22 protein-coding genes are annotated in these 23532 nt (G+C 35.5%); 19 read left to right on the forward strand and 3 right to left on the reverse strand.

All coding sequences use genetic code 11. From position 1 onward, the window contains the following. The first annotated feature begins 11 nt into the window (after positions 1 to 11). The 15 genes from TDE_RS04560 (at position 12) to TDE_RS04630 (ending at position 17031) form a co-directional block, all read left to right on the forward strand. Entirely contained in the window at positions 12 to 467 is a 456-nt protein-coding gene (locus TDE_RS04560; protein ID WP_044971565.1) for a hypothetical protein, read from the forward strand. Positions 468 to 793: 326 nt separating this feature from the next. After that, positions 794 to 1831: a BMP family ABC transporter substrate-binding protein gene (locus tag TDE_RS04565; RefSeq protein WP_002682256.1), complete on the forward strand. Its 1038-nt coding sequence runs from the start codon at positions 794 to 796 to the stop codon at positions 1829 to 1831. Between the two features lie 23 nt (positions 1832 to 1854). Then, positions 1855 to 3399: an ATP-binding cassette domain-containing protein gene (locus TDE_RS04570; protein WP_002682257.1), complete on the forward strand. Its 1545-nt coding sequence runs from the start codon at positions 1855 to 1857 to the stop codon at positions 3397 to 3399. Beyond that, positions 3396 to 4460 (forward strand): ABC transporter permease, encoded by a 1065-nt coding sequence (locus TDE_RS04575; RefSeq protein ID WP_002682259.1) that lies wholly within the window; start codon positions 3396 to 3398, stop codon positions 4458 to 4460. Before TDE_RS04570 ends, TDE_RS04575 begins: the two co-directional genes overlap by 4 nt. Further along, positions 4457 to 5293, forward strand: a complete 837-nt coding sequence (locus TDE_RS04580; RefSeq protein WP_010956847.1) for an ABC transporter permease — start codon at positions 4457 to 4459, stop codon at positions 5291 to 5293. The genes TDE_RS04575 and TDE_RS04580 overlap by 4 nt, the downstream gene beginning before the upstream one ends. Before the next feature lie 81 nt (positions 5294 to 5374). Beyond that, positions 5375 to 5983, forward strand: coding sequence for a LemA family protein (locus TDE_RS04585; protein WP_002682263.1), 609 nt, complete (start codon positions 5375 to 5377; stop codon positions 5981 to 5983). A gap of 5 nt (positions 5984 to 5988) precedes the next feature. After that, positions 5989 to 6783, forward strand: coding sequence for a TPM domain-containing protein (locus tag TDE_RS04590; RefSeq protein WP_002682265.1), 795 nt, complete (start codon positions 5989 to 5991; stop codon positions 6781 to 6783). Between the two features lies 1 nt (position 6784). Beyond that, entirely contained in the window at positions 6785 to 7528 is a 744-nt protein-coding gene (locus TDE_RS04595) for a glycerophosphodiester phosphodiesterase (protein ID WP_002682266.1), read from the forward strand. A gap of 44 nt (positions 7529 to 7572) precedes the next feature. After that, positions 7573 to 8484 carry a patatin-like phospholipase family protein gene (locus tag TDE_RS04600; protein WP_002682267.1) on the forward strand — a complete coding sequence of 304 codons (912 nt, stop codon included), beginning with the start codon at positions 7573 to 7575 and terminating at the stop codon, positions 8482 to 8484. Beyond that, a complete protein-coding gene (locus TDE_RS04605) occupies positions 8468 to 8818 on the forward strand; it encodes a NusG domain II-containing protein (protein ID WP_002682268.1) in 351 nt (116 codons plus the stop codon). The genes TDE_RS04600 and TDE_RS04605 overlap by 17 nt, the downstream gene beginning before the upstream one ends. 90 nt (positions 8819 to 8908) lie before the next feature. After that, the gene (locus tag TDE_RS04610; RefSeq protein WP_002682269.1) at positions 8909 to 10048 is read left to right on the forward strand and encodes an N-acetylneuraminate synthase family protein; all 1140 of its coding nucleotides are present in this window, start codon (positions 8909 to 8911) and stop codon (positions 10046 to 10048) included. Between the two features lie 3 nt (positions 10049 to 10051). Continuing rightward, positions 10052 to 10465, forward strand: a complete 414-nt coding sequence (locus TDE_RS04615; RefSeq protein WP_002671946.1) for a J domain-containing protein — start codon at positions 10052 to 10054, stop codon at positions 10463 to 10465. 11 nt (positions 10466 to 10476) lie between these two features. Beyond that, entirely contained in the window at positions 10477 to 12426 is a 1950-nt protein-coding gene (locus TDE_RS04620) for a hypothetical protein (protein ID WP_002682271.1), read from the forward strand. Position 12427: 1 nt separating this feature from the next. Continuing rightward, complete coding sequence (gene dinB, locus TDE_RS04625; protein WP_010956849.1) at positions 12428 to 13615, forward strand: DNA polymerase IV; 1188 nt, start codon at positions 12428 to 12430, stop codon at positions 13613 to 13615. Next, a complete protein-coding gene (locus TDE_RS04630; protein ID WP_002682274.1) occupies positions 13612 to 17031 on the forward strand; it encodes a hypothetical protein in 3420 nt (1139 codons plus the stop codon). The genes dinB and TDE_RS04630 overlap by 4 nt, the downstream gene beginning before the upstream one ends. 21 nt (positions 17032 to 17052) lie before the next feature. On the opposite strand, the gene TDE_RS04635 is transcribed toward TDE_RS04630, so the two are convergent. Together TDE_RS04635 and TDE_RS04640 are read right to left on the reverse strand one after the other, a co-directional pair. Next, the gene (locus TDE_RS04635; RefSeq protein WP_002682276.1) at positions 17053 to 17850 is read right to left on the reverse strand and encodes a TIGR00282 family metallophosphoesterase; all 798 of its coding nucleotides are present in this window, start codon (positions 17848 to 17850) and stop codon (positions 17053 to 17055) included. A gap of 32 nt (positions 17851 to 17882) precedes the next feature. Next, a complete protein-coding gene (locus TDE_RS04640) occupies positions 17883 to 18704 on the reverse strand; it encodes a TatD family hydrolase (protein WP_002682279.1) in 822 nt (273 codons plus the stop codon). 65 nt (positions 18705 to 18769) lie between these two features. Here TDE_RS04640 and TDE_RS04645 point away from each other — a divergent pair, with 65 nt between their 5' ends. Beyond that, entirely contained in the window at positions 18770 to 18982 is a 213-nt protein-coding gene (locus tag TDE_RS04645) for a hypothetical protein (protein WP_002670390.1), read from the forward strand. A 63-nt stretch (positions 18983 to 19045) separates the two neighbouring features. Here the strand turns inward: TDE_RS04645 and efp are convergent, their stop codons facing one another. Further along, complete coding sequence (gene efp, locus TDE_RS04650; protein WP_002671939.1) at positions 19046 to 19609, reverse strand: elongation factor P; 564 nt, start codon at positions 19607 to 19609, stop codon at positions 19046 to 19048. 183 nt (positions 19610 to 19792) lie between these two features. Between efp and TDE_RS04655 the strand changes: the two genes are divergently transcribed. The 3 genes from TDE_RS04655 to argS all read left to right on the forward strand — a co-directional run bounded on the left by TDE_RS04655 (position 19793) and on the right by argS (position 23484). Beyond that, positions 19793 to 21028 (forward strand): S41 family peptidase, encoded by a 1236-nt coding sequence (locus TDE_RS04655; RefSeq protein ID WP_002682280.1) that lies wholly within the window; start codon positions 19793 to 19795, stop codon positions 21026 to 21028. A 402-nt stretch (positions 21029 to 21430) separates the two neighbouring features. Continuing rightward, on the forward strand, positions 21431 to 21637 hold the full coding sequence (locus TDE_RS04660; protein ID WP_002682281.1) for a hypothetical protein: 207 nt from the start codon (positions 21431 to 21433) through the stop codon (positions 21635 to 21637). 74 nt (positions 21638 to 21711) lie between these two features. Then, a complete protein-coding gene (argS, locus tag TDE_RS04665) occupies positions 21712 to 23484 on the forward strand; it encodes an arginine--tRNA ligase (RefSeq protein ID WP_002682282.1) in 1773 nt (590 codons plus the stop codon). The last annotated feature ends 48 nt before the right edge of the window (positions 23485 to 23532 follow it).

Below are 23532 nucleotides of genomic sequence, written 5' to 3' on the forward strand. Positions count from 1 at the left end.
GTATAAATAATATGGGAGATAAAAAAGTGAGAAAGAAATTTAGTTTGCTATTAATTGTTGTGTTAGGATTTATGATTATTTCATGCTCTACATTTTCCCAAAGAAAAAAATATGAAAATTTTAAAAAATATATGAAGTCGAATGGATGGTCAGAAGTTAATTATGATCCTGATTTTCGTGATATTCTTGAAACTATATATTATCTTGTGTATCAACAACCTCCAAAACGTGGAGTAATATCCTGTCATTACTATGAAGTTGATAATATTACTTTGCACTTTATAAGTGATGTAAGCAGACCTGATGATCCTAATTTTATGATATGGTTCCATATAACGCATGAAGGTAAAAGACATTATTTTATGAAAATAAATTATATGTTAGAAGTTGTTGATACATATACTTCTGACTTATATGATATCAATGGTAATTTTATAAAGGAAGAGACACGTAAAATATTTTATTAAATTGTTGTATAAAATCGAATATACAATTTGACAATATTTTTACAAAAAATTATTGAATTGAGATAAATGATGAAATGAAAGTAGAGGTTTGCATTTATTCACAGCTTAACTATCTCCCCCGGACAGCGATTGAAACCTTACGGAGAACTATGGACATGCGAGTCAAAAACTTTTAAGGAATTTACGGATGCCTGATAGGAAAGGTGTGTATTTTGATATTTACAATGATAAAGATCTTATATTTATATTTGAGGGCGTAGGTAAACGGATTATAAAATAATCTTCCCATCTTGAATTCCTCTCTTTTTTTTGCTATATTGTCAGCCATGAGAAAGATTATTAATTTTATTTTATTTGCTTCTTTTCTTTTAGCTGTTTTTTCATGTGCAAAAACTGAAAATCTGCAAAAAGAAAAAGAAATCGCTATTGCGGTTTTTGTTCCCGGTGTCAGGGCTGAAAGTCCTGTCTATGATATGTTGTCTTCCGGCGTAGAGGAAGCCGTTGCTTCTGCAATCGGAAACGGCAAAAAAGTAAGTTTAAAGATTTTAGAAGCCGGAACCAATCAGGCGGAATGGGGAACAAAACTTACTTCTCTGGCCGTGGACGGAAAATATGATTTGATTGTTTCTTCCAATCCCGCTATGCCCGGTATCGCAGCTCCTATTTCTAAGCAATTCCCCAATCAAAAATTTTTGCTCTTGGATGCATACTCTGAAGGAAATCCTATGATTACTACCTTTAGATACAATCAAAGAGAGCAGGCTTATATAGCGGGACATATTTCTGCCTTGGTAAGTTTAAGCAAGATGGAATTTGCAAATCCCGAAAAGAAAATCGGACTCATAGCAGGACAAGAATACCCTGCAATGATGAATATAATTTTACCTGCCTTTATTGAGGGAGCTAAGGCCGTCGATCCCGAATTTACAGTCGATTTTAAAATTGTAGGAAACTGGTATGATGCAGCGAAGGGAGCCGAGCTTGCCCGTGCAATGTATAAAAACGGAGCGGATGTAATTATGCCTATTTCGGGCGGTGCAAATCAAGGTGTTCTTGCGGCTGCCAAGGAGTTGGGTTTTTATGTTTCATGGTTTGACGATAACGGTTATGCAAAAGCGAAAGGCTATGTAATTTCAAGTTCCGAAATGAAACAAAAAAAACTTGCATACGAGCAAATTTTGAACTTCATCGACGGAAAATTACAGGAAGGAACAGCTTCTACCCTAGGTATCAAAGAAGGTTATGTAAATTTTGTTTCGGATGATGAGATTTATATTCAAACAGTTCCCGAAGAAATCAGAAAACAACAAGATGAAATTTTAAAGAAAATAGTTGACGGTTCTTTGGACTTGTCGGTAAAATAAATTTTAAAATCGGATTTTGTTAAGTGAAAAAGACTACGGCCGAGTTAAGCGGTATTTATAAGATCTATGAAACGGAAAATAATCAAACCGGCGAGGTCTATAAAAATGCCGCTTTAACTAATGTGAACATAGAATTTTACACTTCCGAAGTTCATGCCCTCCTCGGAGAAAACGGAGCCGGAAAATCTACCTTGGTAAATATTTTTTCGGGTCTTCTTTCTCCGACGCAGGGTTCAATAAAAATAGCGAATAAGGTTTTTAATTTTAATTCCCCGAATGATGCTTTAAATGCGGGCGTTGCGATTGTTCATCAGCGTCCCCGCCTTGCCGCAAATGCAAGCGTTTTTGAAAACATAATGATAGGGACAAAACACAGAGGCTTCTTATCGTTTATAAATCTTCATGCCGAAAAACAAAAAATAGAAAGTTTAAAATCCAAATGGAATTTGGATTTGGATTTAAATGCCAAGATAAAAAATCTATCCGCAGATAAAAGATTTTATACTGCAATGTTTTCAGCCCTTTATACTAATCCGCAATTTTTAATTTTAGATGAACCTGCTTCCGTTTTTACGGATAAAGAGCGGCAAACTTTTTTTTCAGTATTAAAAAAAACATGTGCGGAAGAAAAAATAGGCGTTATTTTAATTACTCATAAGGTCGAAGAAGCCCTAAACTTTGCAGATAGGATTTCGGTTTTAAAAAACGGAAAAATGCAGGGCTCTTTTTTAACTGAAGATTTGGGAACCGATGATGAAGCCGAGCTTTTTATAAAAAAACAAATATTTTCAGGAGATAAATTTTTAAAGAGCGAAAAAGAAAAATCCCATGATAAGAATATGGAAGAAAACAAATCGGATTCCGGTTGCGGTTTTGAATTTTGTGTTTCTTTTAATTCGGGATTCGGTTCCGAAATAAAAAATTTTCAGGTTAAAGCTGAACGCGGAAAGATTACCGGACTTGTAGGCTTTCCTAACAGCGGTATCGAATACTTGGAGGATATTCTTTCGGGAATGGCTATGGGTAAGAAGACCGGTATGAGTAATAGGTTCCATACCGGAAACATAGTAATTGAAAATCCTGAAACGGAAAAAAAAGTTTTTAGCTGCGAAAAAATTACTCCATCCCTTCTTTTAAAAAATAAAATAGGTTTTATTCCTTCGGATAGAAATTTACGCGGTGCTGATGTAAATCTTTCAATCGAAGAAGTTTTAAATTGTTACCGCTTTAAAAATAATTTTTTTGATAAAAAAAAATCCGATGAATTTATTTTATCGTTATTGAAGGCTGAAAATATAGCTGCCGATAAAAACCGTTTAGCGGATACGCTTTCAGGCGGACAGCTCCAGCGTCTGATATTGTCCCGCTGTCTTGCTGAAAATCCTGAAATCATAATAGCTGCAGAACCTGCATGGGGCTTGGACCTTTTGAGCACGGAGCTTCTTATGAATAAGTTTAGGGCTCTTGCCGAGCAGGGGAGAACCATTATAATATTAACAAAAGAATTTGATACGGCTTCTTATAAAAACGCTTTTGATGCCGTTTATTTTTTAGGAAAAGAAAATTGAGAAGGTATAAATTTTTAAGTTCGGTAGCGGCATTTTTTCTCGGCACTCTGGTAATAATTATCTTTATTTCTCTGGGTTCTCAAAATCCTAAAGAAGCCTTATCCGAATTTTTTTTAAAACCTTTTTCTTCCGTTTGGTATTTTGGAAACATGCTGAACAAAACTTCTCTTTTGTTGTTTGCTGCTTCAGGTTCTTTATTTGCTTTTAAGTGCGGCTGTTTTAATTTGGGCGGGGAGGGACAAATATATTTTGCAGGGCTTTTGACCGGAATACTTTTACAAAATACTTGGACGGAGCCAGTAATACAACTTGCTCTTACAGGATTAATCGTTTTTTTTGCTTCGGGCTTAATCGGTCTTGTTTCAGGATTTTTAAAAATTAAATTTAATGCCGATGAGCTTTTAACTTCTTTTTTAATTTCTGCAGCTATATTGCCTGTCGTAAACTATCTTATCGGTAATCCTCTGCGGGATACATCGGGAAATTTACTTGCCCTGCCTCCAATAGCAGAAATTTTTGAGCTTAAAAGTTTTTTGCCTCCGTCATCGTTAAATATTTCCTTTGTGTTTTCGATTATTTTGGTTTTGTTTTTTATTCTTTTTTTTACTAAAACAAAGTGGGGGTACCGCTTGCGGCTTTCGGGAACGGCTCCTGAGTTTTCCAAGTTTGCAGGTTTTTCGGTTTATGCTCCGCCTCTTGCAGGAATGGGTATTTCTGCAGGGCTTCACGGCTTAACCGGATTTTTTGCAATTACAGGAACTTGGTATATTTGTCATCTTTCTTTTTCTTCAGGAATGGGATGGGCTGCCCTTGCGATAGCCTTAATTGCAAAAAATAGTTTCTTTGCAATTATTCCTGCCGCCTTCTTATACTCATGGATACAAAGCGCTTCCGATGCCGCAGTAATGTCCGGCTCATTGGTTTTTGATACGGCTGTATTTTTACAGGCCGTAGTTTTTCTTTTTATTTCTGCAAACCTGTTGAGCCTACGCTTTACTTTAGGATTAAGTAAAGATATTTCACGGATAAAGACGCTTCTTTTAAAAAGGAAGGGAATATGATTGAAGCCGCATTAGTCATCTTAAAAATGTCGGCTCCTCTTTTGTTTTTGGTTTTGGGAGCTCTCCTTACCGAATATGCAGGTTCCCTTGCCGTTTTTATGGAAGGCGCCGTTATCTTGTCTGCATTTTTTTGTGCTCTTATAACTATAATAAGCGGCAATCCCTTTTTGGGTTTTATAGTTTCCGTTCTTTTAACTTCTCTTATTCTTTATTTGCTTGCATTGTTTACCGTTAAAACAAGGGCAAATTCTTTTTTAACCGGCCTTTCTTTAAACCTCTTTGCAGCCGGCTTTGTGCCTTGGGCATCGGAACTCTTTTTAAAAAAAGGCGGAGTGCTTTCCTTTGAAGACTTTGAAGCCTCCTCCCATCTTGTTCCCGTAAATAACCTTAATCCGTTTTTTGCCGGCTTAATTTTGGCCATTGTAATCTTTGTGCTGTTAAAATACAGCTCCAAGGGAATCAGCTTAAAATATTCAGGTGAGGCTCCCGACGTACTAATTGCTCACGGAATAAATCCCAATAATTATAAAATATTTTCATGGACCATCGCAGGTTTTTTTGCAGCTTGTTCAGGATCGACCCTTGTGTTCCGTCTTGCCGCCTATACTCCGAATATAAGTGCGGGAAGAGGATGGACTGCCTTAGCTGCAATTTTTTTAGGAAATAAAAATCCTCTTTTATGCACTCTCGCTGTCTTGCTTTTTTCTTCAGCTGAATACGCTGTAAATATCATGCAGGGTGCCGTTAAAATTCCATCGGGTATTCTATTGTCTGTTCCTTACATTGTTGCCCTTATATTTTTTATTGCAGCGCCTTCCGTTAGAAAAAAATAAACTGAAAAACTCAAGGGCTTGTTTTTTTATCCGTAATTTGTTAAATTAAATATAACTTATTTTAGCATTTATGGAGGCGTTATGGGTAAGGGTTTAAAAATCGGATTGATTATTGTGGCTGTCGTTCTTGTTTTGGCTTTCAGCTTATATAATTTTTTTGTAGGAACATATAATTCTATTGTTAAAGCAGAAGAAGGTGTAAAGTCTGCATGGAGTCAGGTAGAAAATGTTTATCAAAGACGTTTTGATTTAATTCCTAACTTGGTAAATACTGTAAAGGGCTATGCAAGCCATGAAGCTAAGGTGTTTACGGATATCGCAGAAGCAAGGTCAAAGGCCGGCGGTGTTATGCAGGTTTCCGATGAGGTTTTAAATAATCCGGAATCATTTGAAAAATTTCAACAGGCTCAAAGCGAACTTGGTGCAGCCTTACAGCGTTTGTTGGTTATTACCGAAAACTATCCTGAACTTAAGGCAAATCAAAACTTTATGGATTTACAAACCCAGCTTGAAGGAACGGAAAACCGTATTGCCGTTGAACGCAAAAGATATAACGAAGCCGTTCAATCATACAATGTTTATATAAGACAATTCCCGCGTTCCATTATTGCAAATATGAACGGCTTTAGAGAAAAGGCTTATTTTAAGGCTGATGATCAAGCATCGACCGCTCCTAAAGTCAACTTTTAAAGAGTATGCAAAAAGATAAAATCTTAAAAAAGATAATTGTTTTATGTTTTTTTATCTTTTATAATTTTAATTTTTTCGGCTTAGCCGTTCCTTCGCTTTCCGGTCCTGTAGTTGACAAGGCCGGAATTCTTTCGAGGAGTGAATTCGAAAAAATAGAAAATTTTCTTTTGGATTTGGATCAAAAGTCTAAAGTGCAAATAGCGGTTCTGATAATTCCGTCCTTAGAAGGCGAATCTATCGAAGATTATTCTATGCAGGTTGCCGAAGAATGGAAGTTGGGTGATAAAGAAAAAGACTCAGGCGCTCTTTTGGTGGTTGCAGTTAAGGATAAAAAGCTTCGTATTGAAGTAGGTTACGGACTTGAAGAAAATCTAACCGATTCAAGAAGCGGCCAAATCATCCGAAACTTTATCGCTCCTCAATTCCGTTCGGGTAATTACGGTGAAGGAATCTATGACGGGATTAAGGCCATGGCGGCTTATGCCTCAGAAGACGAAAGCCTATTAAAAGAAATCGCTGTCTCAGATGAAGATGATGAAGGCGGATTCCCGCAAGCCTTATTGTTTTTTCTTTTTGTCTATCTTATGATTTCAAAATTTTCTCCGGGCGGGCTTTTTTGGATATTCTACTTGCTTTCCCGAAGCGGCAGAGCGGGGCGTTCTTTTAACGGAAGATCATCTTCAAGAGGTTCCTTTTTTGGCGGTTCAATAGGAAGATCGTCAGGCCGCGGTTTTTCGGGAGGAGGATTTTCAGGAGGAGGCGGCAGCTTCGGCGGAGGCGGTGCCTCGGGAGGTTGGTAGTATGAGAAAGGTTCTTAATTTTGCCCACAGAGGTTTCAGAAGTAAGTATCCTGAAAACACGATGCTTGCTTTTTCTAAAGCAGTAGAATTAGGTGTTGACGGTATAGAGTTTGATGTTCATCTTTCTTCCGACGGTGTGCCCGTTATCATTCATGATGAAGCATTGGATAGAACCTGTAATGCTTCAGGTCTTGTAAAAGATTTTTCCTTTGCAGATTTAAAAAAGATAAATGCTGCAGCAAATTTTAAAAGTTCGGAAGCTGCAAGTGGAATAAAACATTTGGATGAAAAGATTCCTTCTCTTGAGGAGTATTTTGATTTTATAAAGAATAAGGATATTATTTCCAACATCGAATTAAAGACAGGTGTCTTTGAATATCCTGGAATAGAAAAAAAGGTATATGCTCTTTTAAAAAAATATAATCTGCAAGACAAATGTATTATTTCTTCTTTTAATCATGAAAGTGTTTTGAGAATGAAAAAGATAGATTCTTCTCTTGTATGCGGCTTTTTGGTTGACTCTTGGGATTTACATCCGGCCGCTTATTTAAAGAAGTACGGTGTAGAATGTTATCATCCCCCTGCATATAGGCTTACAAAAGAATTCGTAGATGAGCTTCATAATGAAGGTCTTAGGGTCAATGCTTGGTTCGGCTCAATCCAAACGGACTATGCCCAAGTTTTAAGCACAGGTTTGGATTCGATTATAACGGACTATCCCGATAAGATTGCCGCTTTATTATAAAGGTTCCTCTAGTATAAATTTTAAAATATAGATATAATTATATTATGAAATGGGCATTGGTTTTATCGGGCGGAGGCGCAAAGGGCCTTGCCTACATAGGAATGTTTAAAGCTCTTGAAGAATTGGAATATCCGCTTCCTGATTGTATTGTCGGATGTTCCATGGGAGCAATTATCGGCGGGCTCTATGCTTCAGGCATGACCGTAGATGAGATGATTTCTTTCTTTTCAAAAAATTTTGAATTGACAGATTATCTTGATGTATCGCATTTTGGTTTTGGGCTGACTAAGCTGACAAGGTTTTTACAAATAGGTGCAAGTTTAAACAATTTAATTTCTCATCAGGGAGCAGACTCCGGTGAACGGAGCTTAACTCTTTTTAAAAAACTTTCCTGTTATCAAACCTTTGATCAGCTTAAGATTCCTTTCTATTGTAATGCAACCGATTTATGTGAAGGGAATGAAGTAGTTTTTGATAAGGGCTTTTTGGCTGATGCGATGCGAGCTTCATACTCCTATCCCGGTTTTTTTGCTCCGTTTAATTATAACGGAAAACTTTTTGTAGACGGTTGTGTAAAAAACAATACGCCTGTTTGGATTGCCAAGGAGAAAGGTTTTAAAAATATCTTGGCTGTAACGCTTGGGACTTTTAAGACGATAAATAATGATGATCTGGATTCTTCAATTTCAGTTTTAACAAGATGTTTGGAAGTGGCTGCGATAAGATCCGATTATAGTGTATGCAATACTCCAACCCATATCCTTGATATTGATACCGACACAGTTTCTCATGACTTTTCGGATCCGCTCTCACAAATTCAAATGGGATATTCCATAACTATGAATAATAAAAAAGAGCTTCTTGAATTTTTCCAAAAAGGACTTTCCGGCTTTTTGAACCGTAGGCGCATGACCAAAAAAACTGCTAAAAGGCTAAAATATGAAAAAGTTTTTTAAAAGAATTAGGCTTTTTGATGTTATAATGCTTGCTGTAATTATTGTATTTATAACTTCGACAGCTCTTTTTATATATTCGGCAGACAGCTCTACTCTTTATCTATCGGTGCGGACACCAAAAGGAGATTGGATATACCCTATGGATACGGATATATCTTTTGTTGTTGAGGGTGAAACAGGGCCTGTAAGTATCAGGATCGAAAACAATGAAGCCTTTGTTGTCAGCTCAACTTGCTCGAATAAAACCTGTATAACGGCTCCGAAATTAAAAAATCACGGTGATTGGAATGCCTGCCTGCCGAATAAGGTATTTTTATCCGTCGAGAAAAAATAAAGCTTTCTTAATATTTTTTTAATATGCCGGCATTTTAGCATATCGGCTCCCTTGTTTTTTTTTAAGATTTGATGTAATATTTTCCATATTATGTGCGGGAAATACGGATACTTTAAACTCGGTTCGGAAATTTTTTCAGTAGAAAATCCTCTTACGATTGCCGAAATAGGAACAAGTCATAACGGATCTATTCAAAAAGCAAGGAATTTAATAGATGTGGCTGCTGAAGCCGGAGCAAAGGCTGTAAAATTTCAAATTGTTTATGCCGATGAAATTCTTCATCCGAACACGGGCTATGTGGATTTGCCTACGGGGAAAATTCCTCTATATGATCGTTTTAAAAGTTTGGAACTTCCTGTAAGCTTTTACAAAGAGCTTGCCGAATACAGCCGATCAAAAAAACTTTTGTTTTCGGCCAGCCCCTTCGGATTTAGATCTGCTGAGGAACTTGCCGCATTAAAACCCGATTTTATAAAAATAGCTTCACCAGAACTTAATTATGTACAGCTTTTAAAATACTGCGCTGGTTTTAATATCCCTATGATTTTATCGAGCGGGGTTTCCATTTTAAAAGATATTGAAAAGGCTGTCAGTTTTTTACGTTCTGAAAATAAGGATTTGCCTCTGGCCCTGCTTCACTGTATTACATCTTATCCTGCACCCGAAAAGGAATACAATGTTTCGGTAATAAAAAACTTGAGCCGTATCTTCGGTATTGCATGCGGAGTAAGTGATCATTCTTTAGATCCGATTTTAGTTCCGGCCTTAACGCTCGCAGCAGGCGGTTTTATAATAGAAAAACATATCTGTCTTTCCCGTAAAGAAGAAGGCTTGGATGATCCTGTTGCCTTAGAACCTGATATGTTTAAAAAAATGTGCTCCGCCTTAAATTCCTTTTCAAAAAAAACTTATGATGAAATTATAGAGGGTTTAACAAAATTAAACTATTCTATTGAGCTTATAAACGAAGTTATAGGATCGGGAGAAAAAAAATTGAGTCCGGCTGAAACTAAAAACTACGGACGCACAAATAGGTCTATTCATTATCTTAACGATTTAAAAAAGGGAGATGTAATAACCGATAAGGATATTGCCGTTTTAAGAACGGAAAAAATTTTATCGCCGGGGGAGGCTCCTGAGATGTTCGATAGTTTTATCGGAGCCGTTTTACAAAGAGCCGTTAAGTCCGGTGAAGGATTGTTAATGGAAGATTTTCTTACAAGGAAATAAGATATGAGTAAAAACTATTATAATGATATGGGAAATATTTTACGGGATGCTCTTACCTCTGATGACGATCCTTTTGAAGCGGCTGCTCAAAGATCAACCGGACGCTACCGTACAATTGGAGGACGGATGGAGAGGCGGCCGCCGCCTAAAGTAAATAAAGAGGCTTTAAGAATTCCTGTTCCTCCTGAACTTATAGAAGATTTTGCCGTTTTAAATGTTTTATCGGGAGTGCCTCTTGATGAATGTAAAAGATCATGGAAGCGCTTAATAAAAAAGCATCATCCTGATGTTCAAAGCTCGCCTGCAAAGCAGGCTGAAGCCAATATGATAATAAGACGCATAAATAATTCTTATCGTAAAATAGAAACTTGGTTTAAGACAGGAAAGATTTTATCCGAAAAAGACTTAAACTCATAAGGGATTACAAATTGAAAAGGACTTTTTTTTTAATTTTATTATTTTTTTTCTTGCAGACTGTATATTCAGAAAATACAATTTATGAGCTGGGCCCTAAAAGTGAAAATGTCATTGTTTTTACTGCTGCAAGGAACCAAAATAATGAGTCAACCTTTTCTACAGAACTTTTAGAAAATTTTGCAAAAGAAGTAAAGGAGTTGCCTCTCCAAATACGTGTTATAATTGCAATTACCGATAATGATTTTCCTGATCTGCCTGAAAGTATCAATATAATAGAATCTCAAAACACAAAAAAACTTATTTCAAAAATAAATGAAAGTAAATCACGCCTTGTGTTCGTTTTATCGGATGGTCCTTCCGATAGAGCCGTATTAAGTGTAGGAGCTGTAAAAAAGACTTCACCTCCATGGATGTTAAAAGATTTACAGGATATTTTACAAAAGCAGAATATTCCCGTCGGTTTTAAATATAATAATATTATCCTTTATCGTCTTGGTATTATCAGTGATAATATGCTGGCAGAGTATTTAAAAGAAGATATCCCTGCGATAAAAATATCTTATGGAGCCGATATACACCCTGTTTTACTCTCTTTAATAAATACTTACACCCAAGGGATTTCATCGGAATGGGATAAACACTATAATATAAAAAATTTTTTCGGTCTTAGAATTATAAGTGAAAAAACATTAGTGCTTTTAGTAATAGGAGTAACCTTATTAGGCCTTTTTTATATTTTTATATTCAGTTTTTTATTCGACAAAAGAAGAGAAAAGAATATAAGAGATCTTCTGCTTTTATGGCGGGTTCCTGTTTTCTTTTTTATAATTAGTTTATTTGCCCTATACATGGGGGAATATCTTACAACCCTTTTATTTTCTATTAAATTCGGTTTTCAAGATTCTATTAAATTTCTGCCTGTCACGGCTATTTTATTAAAAATATTATTTTCCATTATAATAGTCTCTTTATTTGCATATGTAAACAGATATTTAAAACTGCCCAATAATATTTTTATCTATGGGTACTTGGCAAGTATCGCTTGTTTTTTTAATATATTTATTTTTTCGAGAGTAGATTTATCATTGGCAATTATAGTATTGGAAATTTATATTTTATCTTTTTTTTCTTATCATTTTAAAAGACTATTCGCTCAAATACTCTTCCTTATTTTAAATATCTTATTGTTGGTTTATTATTTTTGGGATGTGCTATTTATTAAAGACAATCTTATTGATATTTTATTTTATGCGAATAATACTTTGGCTGCAATGTTTATTCTACCATATATGTTAATGTTTATACGGTTACTTATGCAGTTAAAAGAAGAACGGCCTGAGATAAAATATATGCATCTTAAGATTATAGGGTCGATAACGTTGTTTACCTGTGTTTTTATTGGTTTGATTTTAATTTATCCGTCATTTTTGCACCAAAAAAATAAAAAGGAATTTATTTTATATAATATTGAAAATGGTCATCAATATATCTCTTTTATTTCCGATATAAAAAATAAAACCGAAATAATAGATGACGATAACGAGCTTTATCGATTATCAGATATTAAGGAAGATGATTTTATAAAAGTTCAGGCCGGTACACAAAATTATCTTGAGCGTATTATAGGCGAAGTGAATATAAATCCGCTTATTAAAGCAGCAGTTATACAGGTTATTATAAGCCGCAGTGACGGGTTCCCTGTTTATGAAGCAAATATGGATTTTAAAAAATCAGATGAAGGGAAAAAAGCTGAATTTATTTCGCCTATTAACTTGACGGAACCTTTTTCTATAAAATTTTCGGGAGAGAAAAATGCCGTATTGCATGTACAAATTCTTGCATGGTTTTATGACAATCCGCTAAATCCTGATTTTGAATTTTTAAACGATAATTTAAAGAATAAAAAAATCATTTTTCATGTTATAAAAGAATTTGATTTGCTGCCTAAAGCGGAGTCTTAAGATGGCGACAGAAAAAGTTTTTTTTCATGTTGATATCGATGCCTTTTTTGCTTCCGTTGAACAGCTTGATAATCCGGAGTATATGGGTAAACCTGTAATTGTCGGCGGTCAATCTGAAAGAGGTGTTGTTTCAACTTGTTCCTATGAGGCCAGAAAATTTGGAGTTCATTCAGCGATGCCTATTTTACAGGCTAGAAAACTTTGTCCAAGCGGTATATTTTTAAGAGGCCGCATGGATCGTTATCATGAAAAATCAAAAGAAGTTATGTCTATTTTTAAAGATTTTACTCCCGAAATAAAACAAATTTCTGTGGATGAAGCATTTTTAAATATGACGGGAATGGAAAAAATATTCGGCACTCCTAAAAATTCCGCACTTCTATTAAAAAAGACTATAAAAGAAGAAACGGGTTTAACCGTTTCTGTGGGCTGTGCTCAAAATAAATATATTGCAAAGATAGCATCCGGACGCTCAAAGCCTGACGGGCTTTTTATTGTAAAGGCCGGTGAAGAAATTGATTTTATGAAAAGTCTTCCCTTAAAGGATGTATGGGGAGTAGGGGGGAAAACGCGGGAAAGACTTATTGCCGCAGGTTTGACTAGCGTGCCCCAAATTTTTAATTCAAGCGAACATCTTTTACAGAGTATTTTAGGAAATGCATCCGGCAGTTTTTTATTTCAGGCTGTACGGGGGGAGCTTTATGATGTTTTTAGCGACGATGTCAAATCTCATTCGATAAGTACGGAACGAACTTTTGAGCATGATTTATTTTCTCATGCTGAGATAGATGATGTTATGTTTTATCTTGCATCTGAGCTTATGTATAGAATATTTGATGAGAAGGTAAAAGGGAAAACCGTTTCAGTGAAAATACGCTATAATGATTTTACTACTGTTTCAGTTCAATCGACAGGAGCTGTTGTCAACGATACTCAGGATTTGTTTGAGCGGGCAAGAGAGCTTTTTTACAAAAAATTCGATAATAAAACGCCCATAAGGCTGCTGGGCTTATGCATCATGAATATTGAATCCGATATTCCCGAAGCACAAACAGAATTATTTTACAGCGAAAAGAATGTAAAAAAAAGAAAGATTGAAGAAACTATGTATACCCTTACAAAAAAAGAGGGAAAGAATATTTTAAAGCCTGCGCGTCTTTTAAAAAAAGATAAGGATGGCCTTGAATGAAAAAAATATTTTCAATTGCGTTCTGTATTTTTTTGTTAAGCTTTGTCCACGGTTTTGAAAATGATGAAAACCCGAATGTAGATTTCGGTATTGATTTAATTAAGAATAGAACAGGAGAAAATAAGGCCGGTCAATATTTTAAAAATTTCGATAAAGAAAATACTGTTCTTTTTTTGGACGGATTTTGGGATCTTGAATTTTTAGGACTTTCAAGCTTTGAATTTTTTGACGGTTATGCAAAAGTAAATTCTTTTCAAGGCGTATTTAAACAAAAAGCCAATTTATCGTTATTGCTGTTATTGAACAATGCATTTTATTTTGAAACTCTTTATAAAGATGATTATAAAAAAAGTACTTTAGCCTTAGGTTATTTTGGAAAAGAAGATTCTCCTATAAAACATATTCGTGCGGGTAACAGTAATATAAAATTCCCGCTTAATTATGGGTATATAAATACGGGAGGCGGTAAGTTCATAAGTCCCGGTATCATGGGGACTTTTGCAGGGGATAAATGGAATGCCGATGTTATGCTAAGATATGAAAGCTCCGAATATAATTCAAAAACATATTACGGCAGTACGGAAGTTATAGAAAATAAAATCTCGATTAATGCTTGGCAAAGAGCGAGACATTTTTATATACCTGTAGATAGCCTATATGGAAAACCCGTCTTGGTTTTTGTTAAAGATTTTGCAGGAGCACAATGGCGGCCGTTAAGTCCCGATGAATTTTCAGTCGACCCTCGTTTAAAAGTTTTATCGTTGAAAAAATCTTACCCCGAAGGAGTGGCTATAAATTATTTTGATTTAGAGAGCAATCCTGCTGATGTGAACAATCCTGCAAATAAGCATTTAAATAATGTCAAAACCTATTTTTCAATCTTGGGCTCTATTCCTGCGGTAACTGAAGTGGTTTCTTCTATTCTTTCTAATGTTATCGGTTATAAAAAAAATATTTTTGGTAAAGATTGTTTGATTTTAAAAGAGAAAAAATTTTCGCCCTTTGAAATTGCATCGCGGTATAATGAACCTCAAGTCAAAGGCGATTCCTCCATATCCGTTGTTGATACGCATAATCAGAGCGTCAATAATGATTTTACTGCGAATATAGAAACAACCGATAATTTTTTAAGCGGTTTTCAAAAGTTACAATTTGTTCAGGTTTTGGATTCAAGCAAGGATTATGATTTTGTTAATCCCCAACAAATGTTTCCTTTCCGCAAGACGGATTATAAGATATATCTTCCTGACAATTCCGATGAAACCGATCTAAGTTTACAAATATTATGTAAAAATTATACGCCAACGGCGGGTTTTATTTTGCCGGATACGGCTATTCCGGGAAGTATTCGTGTTTTAAAAAATAAAATAAGGATATTTAATTTTTCTTATAATGAATCTAATCATACTTTGACAATAAATGAACCTGTTTTTTCAAATGATATTATAGAAATTCAATGGAAGGAAGGTTTGACATATTCGGATTCCGGTACTACAAGGTTTGCAGCAGGAGCACATTGGAAGCCGGTTAAAGGTTTGGATATCTTTTTTGCAGGTTCCGGCGATTGGGAAAATACGAATAAAACTAATCCTATTGATATATATAAACTTTCAAGCGGTATAGATTATCAGAATCAAAAAATAAAAACGGGAACAGCCGTAGGCTTTGAAGCCGATGTTGATCGTAATAAAAAGGCAAGAGAACAAATTTACTCTTTTCAAAACAAAGCATATTTTAATTATAGTTTTGCCGGGTCTTTATATTCTAAAAATGATGTGCCTATTTTTTCTAATCTTTTGTTTAATTTTGAAGAAAATTTTATAAGCAATAAAACATCTTTAAATCTTCATACAAAAACTAATGCCACTCTTGATATTTGGAAGATAAAATTGGCAGGCTTGATATCTTTAAAGGCTGACTTTTTATCAAAAAAATCGGGATTGAATATTATTGAAAGTTACGGTCATTCCGTAATAATACCGATTTATTTTTTTAGTGCTTCAGAAGATTTTTTTGTTAACATATATGATTCTATATTAAGGCGTGAATGTAAAATAGATTTTCAAAAATATATAGATGTAAATTATATTACCGCTATTGATTACAATAAAGACTATACTTCTCAAAAAATATTTACATCAATTGCACCTATTATTCCTCAGGCAAAATTCGGAACAATATATACTCAGATAAATTTTTCAGTGGGACAAAAATATAAAACTATTTTTAATCCTTCATCTTTATCTTATGATGAGGCATGGAAAAAAAGCTTAATCGATATGTATTCGCCGGGTGAAAAAAATGCCGAAAACAGAACCGCAGATATAAAGTTTTTATTCAATTATTTTGCAAATGAAGAAGATAAAACAGGTATTAGGTTATCGGGTTTAAATTTTGAAGCTTTTTCAAAAACGAATTTTCAAAATAAAAAACAAAAAGGATCCGGTGATGAAACGGGTATTGAAATTTCCATACCATTTAATACCGGTAAAATGTTTTTTTCACCTATTATAAAAAGGACAATTACAAAAGAGAAAAAAGCTATAGAAGCTGAAAAACTTGAATCCTATGCCTTGGATTTGAATTCTTTGTTTACAGGCCTAGGCGAACAATATTGGCTTTTTTCAAAACCGTTTTTTTATGATATGTTTGACCAAAAAATAAACAGTCAGATTCAAACCGAGAATAAAAACTTATTTTACAGCTTCTTTAATTCTTACGGGTTTAACCTTTCAAGGTTGATAAGCGGGACTATTAAAGATGTATATACTCCCTTGGAATTCGGTACGGCTGTATCAAGATTAGTACAGTCTTCTCAATTAAATTCCGGACAAAGCAATATATACGGACTTGATTTTTCTTTTAGGTATACGGCTTTAAATATTTCAGGTAAATACGGTTATTTTAGTTGGTTTAATTTTTATGATGAAGATGAATTAAATCGGCTTTATAAATTCGGCTTTTTGTTTGGAAAAGACTTTTTTAAATTTAACTTTAATTCAAATCATAGCCTTTATTTTTTCTTTAACTCAAATAATAGATTGGGTTTTGAAAACGAATTTTTATATACGGCTTCAAAAATAGGTATGCAAAAATTTTTAACGGATGAATGGAAAGAAAAATTCAGCTTGATTTTTTCTTACAAAGGTGGAACATCTCTTCCCCGTTTGATAATAGAAACTTTTTCAAAAATACCTCTGTCCGACAGCAGGGAAGAAAGACTTTCTGTGGAGTTCTCGCAAAATAAAAGTTTACCAAAACTTAACTATAAGTTTTCTTTTAAGCATTTGCAATCTACAAAGATAGGCTCTCATGGCGAGATAAAAATATTTGCAGAATTGGAAGGTGCTTCTACAACATCGAATTCTTTTTTGCTCAATATAAATGCAGGAATTTCAGGAAAGGTAGATTTTTAAAGAGTTAAGAAGTTGTTAGGTCTATGAGCTGATTTGAATTCTTTTTACCGAAACGGCTTTTTTTGTTTCGGTGTCTATCTCCGCAACTAAACCGCAAAATATTGCAACTCCGTCTTCAAGCACTTCTACACGCTGAGGTACCTGACTCTTTGTTCTTGTAATCGCGGTAAAAGGACTTCCTCCGATTACGGACTCCTTGGCGCCGATCATTCCGAGGTCGGTAATATAGGCTGTGCCGTTCGGTAAGATTCTTTCGTCCGCCGTTTGAGTATGAGTATGAGTTCCTGCAAAAACAGAAACCCTGCCGTCAACGTAGAAGGCCAGAGCTTCTTTTTCCATTGTGGATTCCGCATGAAAGTCTATGATGTTAATCGACTCGGATAAATTATTTTCATTTTGCGAAGAGAAAAGAAAATCAATGGACTGGAATGGACAATCGATAGCCCTCATGTTTTCTCTTCCTTGAAGATTTATTACGCTGTATTTGATTCCGTTTTTTTCGATAAGGGCGAGACCTGAACCTTGCGCAAATGGAAAATTATGAGGCCGCAAAACTCTTTTGTCCTTGCCGAAATTCATACGGATTTCAAACCTTTCCAGAGTATGATTTCCGCCGGTTATAATATCAACGCCTGCCTTAAAAAAGGATTCCGTCTGATCGTCTTTTATTCCCACACCGTGGGACGTGTTTTCTCCGTTTACCACACAAAAATCTATTTTTTCTTTTTTTATTATTAAGGGCAAATGTTTTTGTAAGGTTTCAAGACCTAAGTTGCCGCAAACATCTCCTCCCATAAAAATTTTTATAAATTGTTTCATAGGGTTTATTTTAGAATAAGATTAAAAAAAAATCAATTGCCGTCAAAACGGATATTATATGCTTTTTTTAAATTTTCAAAGATTGAATCTTTTAATTCTTCCGCATAATTTTTATAAGTTTTTCCATCATAGTTTAAAAGTCCCTCGGATTGCGCCCTTAATTCTGCAAGAACTGAAAACACTTTTTTTATATCCGTAGGAAGTGAAAATTTTTCTTCTTTTAGACTCATGTATGGGGCGTCGGTTTCGGTTAAAATTCTATCCTCTTCTAAAGTTGCAGCCGTTTCAAGCTGAGCTTTTTGTCCTCGGAGCAGGCCCTTACCGATACAAAAATAGGCATTTACTCCTTTTTTTAGAAATGATCTTGCTTCGGTTACGGAGCCCGCCCATCCGTGAAAGATAACCGCATTTATTTTTTTTAGAGTTTTTACATCATCGAATATGAGGTGCATTCCTTTTCGGCAGTGTACAACTATGGGAAGATTAGATTTTTGGGCAAAAGCAAGTTGGGTCTTCCATACTTTTTTTTGAGCTTCTAATGTGCTTCGATAGTGTTCGTCAAAGAGGTCGAATCCGCATTCCCCAATGGCGGCTATTCTTTTTTCGGTTAAAAGTTTTTCTAAATATGGAATCTCGTCTTCTATCGGGCATTGAGGATGTATGCCGAAAGAAAGAATAAAATGTTCGGAATTTTCCCTGCATATTTTTTCTTGAATTTCAAAACGGCCGGCCTCATTTGCAGAAGCACAAAAAAATATATCCTTATCAAAGGTCTTTAAAATCGAATTTTCTATATTTTGAGAATTTAATTCTTCTATCGTATCTAAAATATGAACATGGGCATCGGTATACATGGGAGTTATTATATCCTAAAGGTATCGTTTTGTATACCGAAAATAGTACTATACGGAGGGAAAGTATGAAATTATATTCAATAAAAACTACTCAAGGCGATGCCTCATATTGTTCTATTTTGCAAGAAACAGATGCCGGATACATCCTGCGTATTTGTATGGATAAAGAGGGTTATCAAAAGGTAAGTGAAGATTTTATAGAAAAGGATCTTTTTGATATGTGCGTCCGCACAGGCTATATTCATGAGCTTTCGGAAGCAGCTTCCGTAGTAGCTTAAGCTTCATTTAATAAGACGGTAATTATGGCTTGGCCCCGTAATTACCGTCCTTTTCCGTAAAGGTTAGCTGTTAACTCTTTCCTGATATTCGTTAGTTTCGGTGTTTACGAGAATTTTTTCGCCCTGTTTAATAAATAGGGGAACACGAACTACAAGACCTGTTTCGGTAACTATGGGTTTTGTTGCTCCCGAAACGGTATCTCCCTTTATATAGTTTTCGCTTTGCTCTACAATAAAAATCATCTTTGTGGGAATCCTTACATCGATAGGTTCATTTTCCCAGATGAGAATATCGTATTCATCGCCTTCTCTTAGATAATGTTCCTTGTCGCCTATTGTTTCGGCAGGTACGGAAATGGATTCAAAACTTTCCGTATCCATGAACATAAACTGGTCTCCGTCTTTGTACTGATACTGACACTTGTGGGTATCTACTACTGCATCTTCAACGGTGTCTGCAGTTTTGATGGTCTGCATTAAAACGGAACCGTCTCTTAGATTTTTCATTTTAACACGGGCAAAGGCCGCACCCTTTCCGGGGTTGACAAATTCCCTCTCAACAACTAAATAGGGAGTTCCCTTATTGAGCAAAACCGTGCCCTTAGCTATATCTCCGCCTCTAATCATTTTTCACCTCATTTAAATTGTGCGATATTTTAGCATTTTTGATGTTTTTATGCAAGAGTCCGCATTGCCTCAAGTTAAAATTTTTTTGCCGATTTAGAGGGTAATTTAACCGCAATGCGAATACTTGACTTATTATAAAACTATGATACAATTATATTAAGCCTGTTTAATTAGGAGCGCTTTGTGAAAAAATCTCGTATATTTACAGTTATAAAATGTTTATTCTTAGCCGCCTTTGTAATATGTACAATTGTTATCTCAAAAAATCGGTATAAAATATCAGGTTTTATAAGTCTTGAAGAGTCCGAAACCGATTACGAAGCTTTTTGGGATTTTATTTATAACGAATATCCTTTTACCGAAGTATGCGAAAGAAAAGGGGCCGATTTAAAAAAAATAAAAGAAGAAGGTTACAAAGAAATAAAATCTTCATCTCCTAGATATAGTCAAAACTCATATATATCTTTTTATGCAAAACTTTGTGAAGATATCACTTCCCGCTATTTTACAGGTCATCTTTATCCTGCATCTATGAGAGATCATGAATATGGTATGACTGTTTCCGATTCCTATTTTAAGTTATACGATGTAGATTTAATGAACTCTTTTTATAGAGTCAAGCCTTCGTATTCCGTTAATTCTTTAATCGGCAGCGATGCAAGAATGGTTAAGGTCGATATAAAAATAATCGAAGAAGGAAAGATTGCTTATGTAAGAATTGATTCTTTTAGGAAAAGAGGCTATGCAAAAGAGTATATACAGTATAAAAAGGATATGAAAAAGTTTTTCTTAGATACCGAAAAATATAAACACATAATAATAGATGTATCCCATAACGGCGGGGGAAGTGTTGAATGTTATGACAGTGATATTTTGAGTTATAATAATATTGGCAGAAATATCCGGCAAAGAATATATTTTTTATGCTCTAAAAATAAATATACCGAGCTTAATCCCTCATTTAAAAACAATCAAATAGATATAAAAGAAGTGCCCAATATAAAAAATGCAAACACTAAAAAAAATACTATAGCTCTTTATGAAGAAGATGCTGCCAGTTTTCAAGAGCTGGCTCCCGGATATGCTCCGCCCAAGGATAGGAGATATTGGTTATTGATAAGCGGAAAAACAGCCTCGGCCGCTGATAGGCTTGCGGGTTTGTGTAAGGCTTCGGGGTTTGCGACCCTTGTAGGCTCTAATACAGGGGGCTTGGGACATAACGGCCGATATTCACCGATTTATATGATGCTTCCGAAAAGCGGACTACTTATAAAATTCGATCCCTTGTACGGTTTAAATTCTGAAGGATATTGTTCAGACGAAGTAGGCATAGCCCCCGATATTTATAATCTCCCTGGTAAGGATGCCTTAGAGACTTGCTTGGAAGAAATAAGAAAGTTAGGGGAAAAGACAAATTAGGGGAGAGGACAAACTTTTGATGGAGCAAAAGTTTTTCTTCTCCCCTATAACCCCTCATCTTTTCAAAACGCCATTTAAGAGGGGGAGCGAACAGGATGTTCGCTGATTTAATCTTACGATGTTTTAGACGTAAGTCTAAAACTCGAAAGCTAAAAAATGTACAGGATGTACATTTTTTAGCTCCCCTCTTAAAAATCTCCCCTAAGTTAGAGGCATGGATTGTCATTAAGACAAACCTGCGGTTTTTCTTAATAATCTTTTCCCTTTGCAAAGTTGGGCGTTAGCTCAACGCTTGGCGCTCACTGCGGTTTATTTCGATCGGTGTTTAATTTAACCGCAAGAAATTCGTCTTATTGCATAATTCTTAAAATTTTAGTATGGTTTTGGAAAAGAGGAGTTTATATGAAAAAATATTTTTTATATGTTAAGAAAGGCTTATTATGGTCACTATCATTTATAATAATACTAAGTCTTATTCATTATCTTCGTGTGCAAAAATTTTATGGATATGACTGGTATTTGCTAGCCATTCCCATAGTTTTGTTGATTGGCGGGCCTCTTTATGCTTTTGCCGTTGAAAAAATAAATAATAAAAAAAACGGCCGTTGATTTTTTTTACCGCTTAATTTAACCGCTCAAGTCCGATTGAAAACTTTCAAAAAATCTGTTATAATCCGCTTATTATGGAAGATATTAAAACTACGTGGCAAAAAATTATTGCCGACACCTTAAACGGGATAGCTCCCGAAACATGCGATAAGATTTTACCTGAACAAATAAATATAGAAACACCTCCTAATCCCGAAATGGGGGATGTGGCCTTTCCTCTTTTTACATTTGCAAAGAGCTTTAAATCCTCTCCTGCAAAGATTGCTTCCGATGTTTGTGCCCGTCTTTTAGAAAACGAGGATATAAAAAAATACGGAATGCCTAAGGCGATCGGGCCTTATTTAAATGTCTTTCTTGCCAAAGGGGATTTAGCCTCGAATGTTTTGGATAAGGTTCTAAAGGAAAAAGAAAACTACGGAAAAACTTCTTCTCTTTCAGGCAAAAGAATTATGATCGAGTTTTCGAGCCCGAATACAAATAAGCCCCTCCACCTCGGCCATCTGCGTAACGATGCCTTGGGTGAAAGTATTTCGCGTATTTTAAAATTTTGCGGGGCCGATGTTTTTAAGGTAAACATTATAAACGATCGGGGCGTTCATATCTGTAAGTCCATGATAGCCTATCAAAAATTCGGCGAAGGAAAAACTCCCGAAAGTGAAAATATAAAGTCCGACCGTTTTGTCGGAGACATGTATGTTGCTTTCCATAAATACAGTCAGGAAAATCCCGAAAAGGCAGAGGCCGAAGCAAAGCAGATGCTTTTGGATTGGGAAGCCGGAGAAAACAAGGAACTAATCGGGCTTTGGAAGAAGATGAACGGTTGGGCGATAGAAGGTATTAAGGAAACCTACAAGAGAACAGGCATCTCTTTCGACAAACTTTATTTTGAAAGTGAAACCTATTTAAAAGGAAAGGATCAGATATTAAAAGGTTTGGAGGCCGGAGTTTTTTATAAGGAAGAGGACGGTTCCGTTTGGGTTGACCTCGCTCCCATCAAGCTCGATAAAAAAGTATTGCTTAGAAGCGATGGAACTTCTCTTTATATGACGCAGGACATAGGCACGGCAATTTCCCGCCACAAGGATTGGCCCTTTAATCAGATGATCTATGTTGTAGGAAACGAACAGGAATATCACTTTAAGGTGCTTTTTTATGTTTTAAAACAGCTCGGCTTCGAATGGGCTGACGACCTCTATCATCTTTCTTACGGAATGGTAAACCTGCCTGAAGGAAAAATGAAAAGCCGCGAAGGTACGGTTGTGGATGCCGATGATCTTATCAATTCTCTTCAAGATGAAGCCTTAAAAAAGATTGAAGAAAACGGAAGAGAAAAGGAAGTGGGTGACGCCGCAGTTGCAGCCGAGAACATTGCCGTCGGAGCCCTGCATTATTTTCTTTTACAGGTAAGCCCCAAAAAAGATATGCTTTTTAATCCTAAAGAGTCCCTTTCCTTTACAGGAAACACGGGTCCCTATCTTCAATACATGGGTGCTAGAATTTCTTCTATTTTAAGAAAGGCCGAAACAGCCGAAGGCAAAGAAAAGTTAAAGGACGGAAAACTCAATGCTTCCCTTTTGACAAATGAATCCGAATGGGAACTGTTAAAGACATTAGAAGACTTCCCCGAACAGGTTGAACGCTCTGCTTTGCGTAAAGACCCGAGTGCCCTTACGGCCTATCTTTATGAGCTTTCAAAAGCATTCAGCCGCTTCTACCGCGATTGCCCCATTCTTTCAGGAGAAGATGCCGACCTTTCTTATACAAGAATGGAATTGGCAAGGGCTACAAAAATAGTGCTTCAAAATGCAATGAACTTGGTACTCATTCCGTTTATGGAAGTAATGTAAACTTTTTATAAATTATTTTTTAAAAATTACTAAAAGATTTATAAAATT

The sequence above is a fragment of the Treponema denticola ATCC 35405 genome, assembly GCF_000008185.1.
Taxonomy (GTDB): Bacteria; Spirochaetota; Spirochaetia; order Treponematales; family Treponemataceae; genus Treponema_B; species Treponema_B denticola.